The sequence below is a fragment of the Desertihabitans aurantiacus genome (assembly GCF_003344635.1).
In the GTDB taxonomy this organism is placed as follows: domain Bacteria; phylum Actinomycetota; class Actinomycetes; order Propionibacteriales; family Propionibacteriaceae; genus Desertihabitans; species Desertihabitans aurantiacus.
Genome location: NZ_QPKK01000014.1, coordinates 25,992 through 31,991, shown reverse-complemented (window position 1 = coordinate 31,991; position 6,000 = coordinate 25,992). Strand labels below are relative to the sequence as shown.

12 protein-coding genes are annotated in these 6,000 nt (G+C 74.4%); 8 read left to right on the top strand and 4 right to left on the bottom strand.

Annotated elements, in window-relative coordinates; all coding sequences use genetic code 11:
* The 4 genes from DVA66_RS02935 to ribH all read left to right on the top strand — a co-directional run.
* Positions 1-587 (top strand): RibD family protein (locus tag DVA66_RS02935; protein ID WP_198671425.1); only part of this gene is annotated, 587 nt, incomplete at its 5' end.
* Between the two features lie 2 nt (positions 588-589).
* The gene (locus tag DVA66_RS02930; RefSeq protein ID WP_114558703.1) at positions 590-1,210 is read left to right on the top strand and encodes a riboflavin synthase; all 621 of its coding nucleotides are present in this window, start codon (positions 590-592) and stop codon (positions 1,208-1,210) included.
* Positions 1,207-2,493 carry a 3,4-dihydroxy-2-butanone-4-phosphate synthase gene (gene ribB, locus DVA66_RS02925; RefSeq protein WP_114558699.1) on the top strand — a complete coding sequence of 429 codons (1,287 nt, stop codon included), beginning with the start codon at positions 1,207-1,209 and terminating at the stop codon, positions 2,491-2,493. The genes DVA66_RS02930 and ribB overlap by 4 nt, the downstream gene beginning before the upstream one ends.
* Positions 2,490-2,984: a 6,7-dimethyl-8-ribityllumazine synthase gene (gene ribH / locus DVA66_RS02920; RefSeq protein ID WP_114558698.1), complete on the top strand. Its 495-nt coding sequence runs from the start codon at positions 2,490-2,492 to the stop codon at positions 2,982-2,984. Before ribB ends, ribH begins: the two co-directional genes overlap by 4 nt.
* A 7-nt stretch (positions 2,985-2,991) precedes the next feature.
* On the opposite strand, the gene rpsN is transcribed toward ribH, so the two are convergent.
* Genes rpsN through rpmB form a run of 3 tightly spaced genes read right to left on the bottom strand, consistent with a single transcriptional unit; the run spans position 2,992 to position 3,700 of the window.
* Positions 2,992-3,297 carry a 30S ribosomal protein S14 gene (gene rpsN / locus DVA66_RS02915; RefSeq protein WP_114558697.1) on the bottom strand — a complete coding sequence of 102 codons (306 nt, stop codon included), beginning with the start codon at positions 3,295-3,297 and terminating at the stop codon, positions 2,992-2,994.
* On the bottom strand, positions 3,297-3,464 hold the full coding sequence (gene rpmG, locus DVA66_RS02910; protein ID WP_114127900.1) for a 50S ribosomal protein L33: 168 nt from the start codon (positions 3,462-3,464) through the stop codon (positions 3,297-3,299). Before rpmG ends, rpsN begins: the two co-directional genes overlap by 1 nt.
* Positions 3,464-3,700: a 50S ribosomal protein L28 gene (rpmB, locus tag DVA66_RS02905; RefSeq protein WP_114558696.1), complete on the bottom strand. Its 237-nt coding sequence runs from the start codon at positions 3,698-3,700 to the stop codon at positions 3,464-3,466. Before rpmB ends, rpmG begins: the two co-directional genes overlap by 1 nt.
* A 77-nt stretch (positions 3,701-3,777) precedes the next feature.
* Between rpmB and rpmF the strand changes: the two genes are divergently transcribed.
* Genes rpmF through DVA66_RS02885 form a run of 4 tightly spaced genes read left to right on the top strand, consistent with a single transcriptional unit; the run spans position 3,778 to position 5,479 of the window.
* A complete protein-coding gene (gene rpmF / locus DVA66_RS02900; protein WP_114558695.1) occupies positions 3,778-3,951 on the top strand; it encodes a 50S ribosomal protein L32 in 174 nt (57 codons plus the stop codon).
* Entirely contained in the window at positions 3,948-5,042 is a 1,095-nt protein-coding gene (locus DVA66_RS02895) for a GTP-binding protein (protein ID WP_232821717.1), read from the top strand. The genes rpmF and DVA66_RS02895 overlap by 4 nt, the downstream gene beginning before the upstream one ends.
* 40 nt (positions 5,043-5,082) lie before the next feature.
* On the top strand, positions 5,083-5,205 hold the full coding sequence (ykgO, locus tag DVA66_RS02890) for a type B 50S ribosomal protein L36 (protein ID WP_114127897.1): 123 nt from the start codon (positions 5,083-5,085) through the stop codon (positions 5,203-5,205).
* Positions 5,206-5,227: 22 nt separating this feature from the next.
* On the top strand, positions 5,228-5,479 hold the full coding sequence (locus DVA66_RS02885) for a type B 50S ribosomal protein L31 (RefSeq protein ID WP_114558694.1): 252 nt from the start codon (positions 5,228-5,230) through the stop codon (positions 5,477-5,479).
* Here DVA66_RS02885 and DVA66_RS02880 read toward each other — a convergent pair.
* Positions 5,458-5,928: a winged helix-turn-helix transcriptional regulator gene (locus tag DVA66_RS02880; RefSeq protein ID WP_114558693.1), complete on the bottom strand. Its 471-nt coding sequence runs from the start codon at positions 5,926-5,928 to the stop codon at positions 5,458-5,460. The two genes, DVA66_RS02885 and DVA66_RS02880, sit on opposite strands and share 22 nt — an antisense overlap.
* Between the last annotated feature and the right edge of the window lie 72 nt (positions 5,929-6,000).

Below are 6,000 nucleotides of genomic sequence, written 5' to 3'. Positions count from 1 at the left end.
GCCGGCCACGGGTGGTGTGGAAGTTCGCGGCCACCCTCGACGGCCGGTCCGCGGCGGCGGACGGGAGCAGCCGGTGGATCACCGGACCGGAGGCCCGGGCGGACGTGCACCGGCTCCGCGCCGAGGCGGGAGCCGTCCTGGTGGGCACCGGCACCGTGCTGGCCGACGACCCGCGGCTGACGGTGCGCGGCCCCGACGGCACGCCCGCGGGCCGGCAACCGCTCCGGGTCGTCATGGGCGAGCGGGACCTGCCGCCTGGCGCCCGCGTCCTCGACACGGCGGCCGAGACCTGGCACGTCCGCAGCCGCGACCCCGCGGCGGTCCTGGGCCAGCTGTCCGACCGCGGCATCCGCCGGGTCTGGCTCGAGGGCGGGCCGACCCTCGCCGCCGCCTTCCTGGCCGAGCGCCTGGTCGACGAGGTGGTGGCCTACCTGGCTCCCACCCTGCTCGGCGGCGGCGCACCGGCCGTCGCCGACCTCGGCACCACCACCCTCGGGCAGGCGCTGCGGCTGCGTCTGAACGAGGTCACCACCCTCGGTCCCGACCTGCGGGTCCGAGCCACCCCCACCGACGAAAGAGGTTCGTGATCGTGTTCACCGGGATCGTGGAAGAGCTGGGCGAGGTCGTCGACCTGCGCCGGCAGGGTGATTCGGCCGTCCTGGCCGTGCGTGGCCCCAGGGCCGGGGCAGACGCCGTGCACGGCACCTCGGTCGCCGTCAACGGCGTCTGCCTCACCGTCACCGGCCGGGAGGGCGAGATCATCACCTTCGACGTGATGGCCGAGACGCTGCGGCGCAGCAGCCTGGGCGCGCTGGCGGTCGGGCACCGGGTCAACCTCGAGCGCGCGATGGCCGCCACCGACCGGTTCGGCGGCCACATCGTGCAGGGTCACGTCGACGGCGCCGCCGCGATCCTCGCCCGGACGCCGCACCCCGGCTGGGAGGTCGTCCGGATCGGGCTGCCCGCCTCGCTGGCGCGCTACGTGGTCGAGAAGGGCTCCATCACCGTCGACGGCGTCTCCCTGACGGTCTCGGCGGTGGGCGCCGACGTCTTCGAGGTCTCGCTGATCCCCACCACCCTGGCCCTGACCACGCTCGGCACCAAGCAGCCCGGGGACCTGGTCAACCTCGAGGTCGACGTCATCGCCAAGTACGTCGAGCGGCTGCTCGAGACCAGCGGCGCCGCGGCGACGACCGGGGGCCTGCGGTGAGCGCCCCGACGCTCCCGGCGTCCCGGCGGTGGAGCGTCGAGGAGGCCCTGGCCGCGCTGCGGGCCGGCCGTCCGGTGCTGGTCACCGACCCCGCCGACCGCGAGGACGAGGGTGATGTGGTGCTGGCCGCGGAGACGGTGGACGCCGGGTGGATGGCCTGGACGATCCGCCACTCCTCGGGCTACCTGTGTGCCCCGATGCCGGAGGAACGGGCCGACGCGCTGCAGCTGCCGCTGATGGTCACCGACAGCGGCGACCCGCTGCGCACCGCCTACACCGTGACCGTCGACGCCCGCACCGGGATCGGCACCGGCATCAGCGCCGCCGACCGCGCGCACACCGTCCGCACCCTCGCCGACCCCGCGACCACGGCCGACGACCTCATCCGCCCCGGGCACGTCGTGCCGCTGCGGGCGCGTCCCGGCGGGGTGCTGGAACGACCCGGGCACACCGAGGCCGCCGTCGACCTGTGCCGGCTCGCCGGCCTGCAGCCGGTGGCGGCGATCGCCGAGCTGGTCGAGGACGACGGGACGATGATGCGCTCCCCCGGGCTCGTCCGGCTGGCCGCCGAGCACGACCTCCCGCTGCTCTCGATCGAGGAGCTGGTCCGGTGGCGGGCGGTGCACGACCGGGTGCGCCGCGTCACCGAGACCACGATCCCCACCGAGCACGGCACCTTCACCGCCGTCGGCTACCGCGACCTCCTCACCGGCGCCGACCACCTGGCTCTGGTCAGTCCCGCCGGCCTGACGGGGCACCCGCTCGTCCGGCTGCACTCGGAGTGCCTGACCGGTGACGTCCTGGGCTCGCAGCGCTGCGACTGCGGCGCCCAGCTGTCGGCCGCGCTCGCCCGCGTCGCGGCGGACGGCGGGGCCGTGGTCTACCTCCGCGGCCACGAGGGGCGCGGGGTCGGGCTGCTGGACAAGCTGCGGGCCTACGCCGTGCAGGACCGGGGCGCGGACACCGTCGAGGCGCAGACCGCCCTCGGCCTGCCCGTGGACGACCGCGAGTACGGCGCCGGCGCCGCGATCCTCACCGATCTCGGGGTCGGTGCGGTGCGGCTGCTGACCAACAACCCCCGCAAGGCCGACGGGCTGCACCGCCACGGCGTCGAGGTCGCCTCCACCGAGCCGCTGCTCACCCCGCCCACCCCGGCCAACGCCGGCTACCTGCGCACCAAGCGCGACCGCCTGGGGCACCGGCTCGGAGCCCTCGAGGGGCTGGACGACCCGCTGCCGGCGGGGCCGGCAGTCCGTCCGCTGGCGAGCGGGGGTGCACGATGAAGGACGGCGCACCCTCCGTCGACGTCGACGGCAGCGGCCTCTCGGTCGCGCTGGTCGCCGCCTCCTGGCACCGCACCGTGATGGCCGGCCTGGTCGACGGCGCCCGCCGCGGACTGGCCGGAGCGGGTGTCCGCGACGTGCGGTACGTGGAGGTCCCGGGCAGCGTCGAGCTCTCCGTGGCCGCGGCGCGGCTCGCTCCGCACCACGACGCCGTCGTCGCCCTCGGTGTCGTCATCCGCGGCGGCACCCCGCACTTCGACTACGTCTGCCAGGCCGTCACCACCGGACTCACCGAGGTGGCCGTGCGCACCGGGGTCCCGGTCGGCTTCGGGGTCCTCACCTGCGACGACGAGCAGCAGGCGCTCGACCGGGCCGGTCTGGAGGGCTCGGCCGAGGACAAGGGGTTCGAGGCGGCGCAGGCCGCGGTCGCGACCGCGGTCGCCCTGCGGGACGTCCCCCTCCCGGCACCGTCCCCGTCCACCGGACGCTGACGGGTCGTCACCAGCTGGACTTGGTGACCCCGGGCAGCACGCCCTGGTGGGCCAGCGCCCGCACCCGCACCCGGGAGAGCCCGAACTTCCGCAGGTGCCCGCGGGGACGTCCGTCGACGGCGTCGCGGTTGCGCACCCGGGTCGGCGAGGCGTCCCGGGGCAGCGCCGAGAGCGCCCGGACGGCGGCGAGCCGCTCCTCGGCAGTGGCGTCGGGACGCCGGATCTCGGCCTTGAGCTCGGCCCGTCGCGCGGCGTAGCGGGCGACCGTCCGCTTCCGCTTCTCGTTCGCGGCGATCGTGGACCGCTTGGCCATCAGCGGGTCTCCTTGAACTCGACGTGGCGCCGGGCGATCGGGTCGAACTTGCGCAGGGTGAGCCGCTCGGGGTCGTTGCGGCGGTTCTTGCGGGTGACGTAGGTGTAGCCGGTGCCGGCGCTCGAGCGCAGCTTCACCAGCGGACGCAGGTCGTTGCGCCTGGCCATCAGAGCCGACCTCCCCGGGCGCGGATGTCGGCCACGACGGCGTCGATCCCGCGGGCGTCGACGGTCCTGATCCCGCGGGCGCTGAGGGTGAGCGTGACCCGGCGACCCAGGCTGGGCACCCAGTAGGTCTTGCGCTGCAGGTTGACGTCGAAGCGTCGCCTGGTGCGCCGGTGGGAGTGCGAGACGGAGTGGCCGAACCCGGGGGTGGCCCCGGTGACCTGGCAGGTGGCTGACAAGAGGTCCTCCTCGTGTACGGTGTGGTTCGAGCATACGAGAATCATTCTCATTTAGCACGTCGACACCGAGGAGAGAGATGGCCGTCCCCAAGCGCAGGATGTCCCGCAGCAACACCCGGCACCGGCGGGCGCAGTGGAGGGTGACCGTGCCCGACCTCGTCCCGGTGACCGTGGACGGCCGGGTCGTCCGGGTGCCCCGCCGCCTGGTCAAGGCCGTCCAGCGGGGCCTGGTCGAGGTGCGGGAGCGGTGAGCCGGGTCGGGACGGTGCCGGTGGTCCTGGTCACCGGGATCGACGCCACGGCGATGGCGGCGGTCACCATCGGCTGCCAGTGGGACCTGCCGCGCGCGGTCGTCGTCCGGCACGACCTGGACGTCGAGGCCCAGCAGCTGCACCGGGTGGTCAGCGACGTCGACGGGGTGGTCGAGCAGGTGGTGCACCAGCTCGACCACGCCTGCGTCAGCTGCGCGTTGCGCGAGGACATCATCCCCACCCTCGAGCGGCTCTGCGCGGACGGGCGGTGGGAGGCGGTGGTCGCCCACCTGCCGGTGGCCGCGGAGGCGGTGCAGGTGTGCCGCCTGCTGGAGCTGACCGCCGCACCGCACGTGCGGATCAGCGCCGTGGTGACGGCTCTCGACGGCACCACCCTGTCCGCCGACCTGCTCGGCGACGACCTGCTGCGCGAACGCGGGCTGCACGCGGCCCCCGACGACGACCGCGGGGTCGCCGAGACCTGCAGCAGCCTGGTCGAGTACGCCGACCTGCTCGCCGTGACGGGGACCAGCGACGACGAGGGCCGGGCCCTGCTGCGGGCGCTGGCCCGTCCCGGTGTCGAGCTCGTCACCGACACCTCCCGGCTCGACGGCCGCGGTCTGCTCGACGGGCTGCACCAGCACGCCCGCACCGAGGCGTGGGTCTCCCCCACCCGACCACCGACGGTGCCGCTCGTGGTGAACCGGCACACCTGGAGCCTCGAGCTGTCCTCGGTGCGGCCCTTCCACCCCGAGCGGCTGCTGGAGGGGATCGAGCTGCTCGGCAGTGCCGGCGTGCGGACCCGCGGCTGCTTCTGGCTGCCGACCCGGCCCGGGGACGTCGGCGTCTGGGACGGCGCGGGCGGCCAGCTCAGCATCGGCACCGGCTCACCGTGGGGCTCCACCCGCCCGTTCACCCGGATCTCGGTCACCGGCACCACCCCCAGCCGGGCGCGGATCGGCCGGCTGCGGGAGGACTTCGACCGGCTGCTGCTCGACGACGACGAGATCGAGGCCCGGGGGATGCTCTGGGAGGCCTTCTCCGACGGCTTCGAGCCCTGGCTGGGCGCCATCCGACGCGCCGCCGCCTGAACACCACCGACACCGAACCCGAACCCCGAAGGAGACCTCCGTGAAGGTCCGCAACTCGCTCCGTGCCCTGAAGAAGATCCCCGGCGCCCAGATCGTCCGCCGGCGGGGTCGGACGTTCGTCATCAACAAGCGCAACCCGCGGTTCAAGGCGCGGCAGGGCTGACCGCCCGGGAGAGGAGACACCCATGAAGAAGGACATCCACCCCAGCTACGGCCCGGTCGTCTTCCGCGACCGCTCGGCCGGGTTCGCCTTCCTGACCCGCTCGACCTTGCAGCCGACCGAGACGGTGGTCTGGGAGGACGGCCGGACGTACCCGGTGCACGACGTCGACGTCTCGACCGCCAGCCACCCGTTCTGGACGGGTCGCGGCCGCCTCGTCGACGCCGAGGGCCGCGTGGAGCGCTTCCGGCGCCGCTACGGCACCGCCTCGGGCTGAGCGCCGCCCCTGGGCACCGGGTCCTCGCCGCGCGCAGCGTCGAAGGCCGCCCGGTGGGCGGTGACCTCGTCCTGGTGGCTCTCGGACCAGCGCTTGAGCTGTCGCACCGTCTGGTGCAGCGAGAGCCCCAGGTCGGTCAGCTCGTAGGTCACCGTGACGGGCACCGTCGCCGCGGCGGTGCGGCTGATGAGACCGTCACGCTCCAGCGACCTCAGGGTCTGCGACAGCATCTTCGGGCTGACCCCGGCGAGCACCCGTCCGAGCTCGGAGTAGCGCATCGGCCTCGGGTCACCGTCGCAGTCCGGTCCGCTGCCCAGCGCGGACAGGACGAGGGTCACCCACTTCCCCGACACCCGGGCCAGCAGCTGCTGGCTCGGGCACGTCGCGAGGAACGCGTTGTACTCGACCCTGGCCTCAGCCCTCCGCTGCGCAGCAGTCCTCGTCGCCACGTGCCCCTCCGATACCTACGCACTCATGGGTAACTACTTCCCTATCGTAAGTCCGTCGTCGACAGTGGTGCG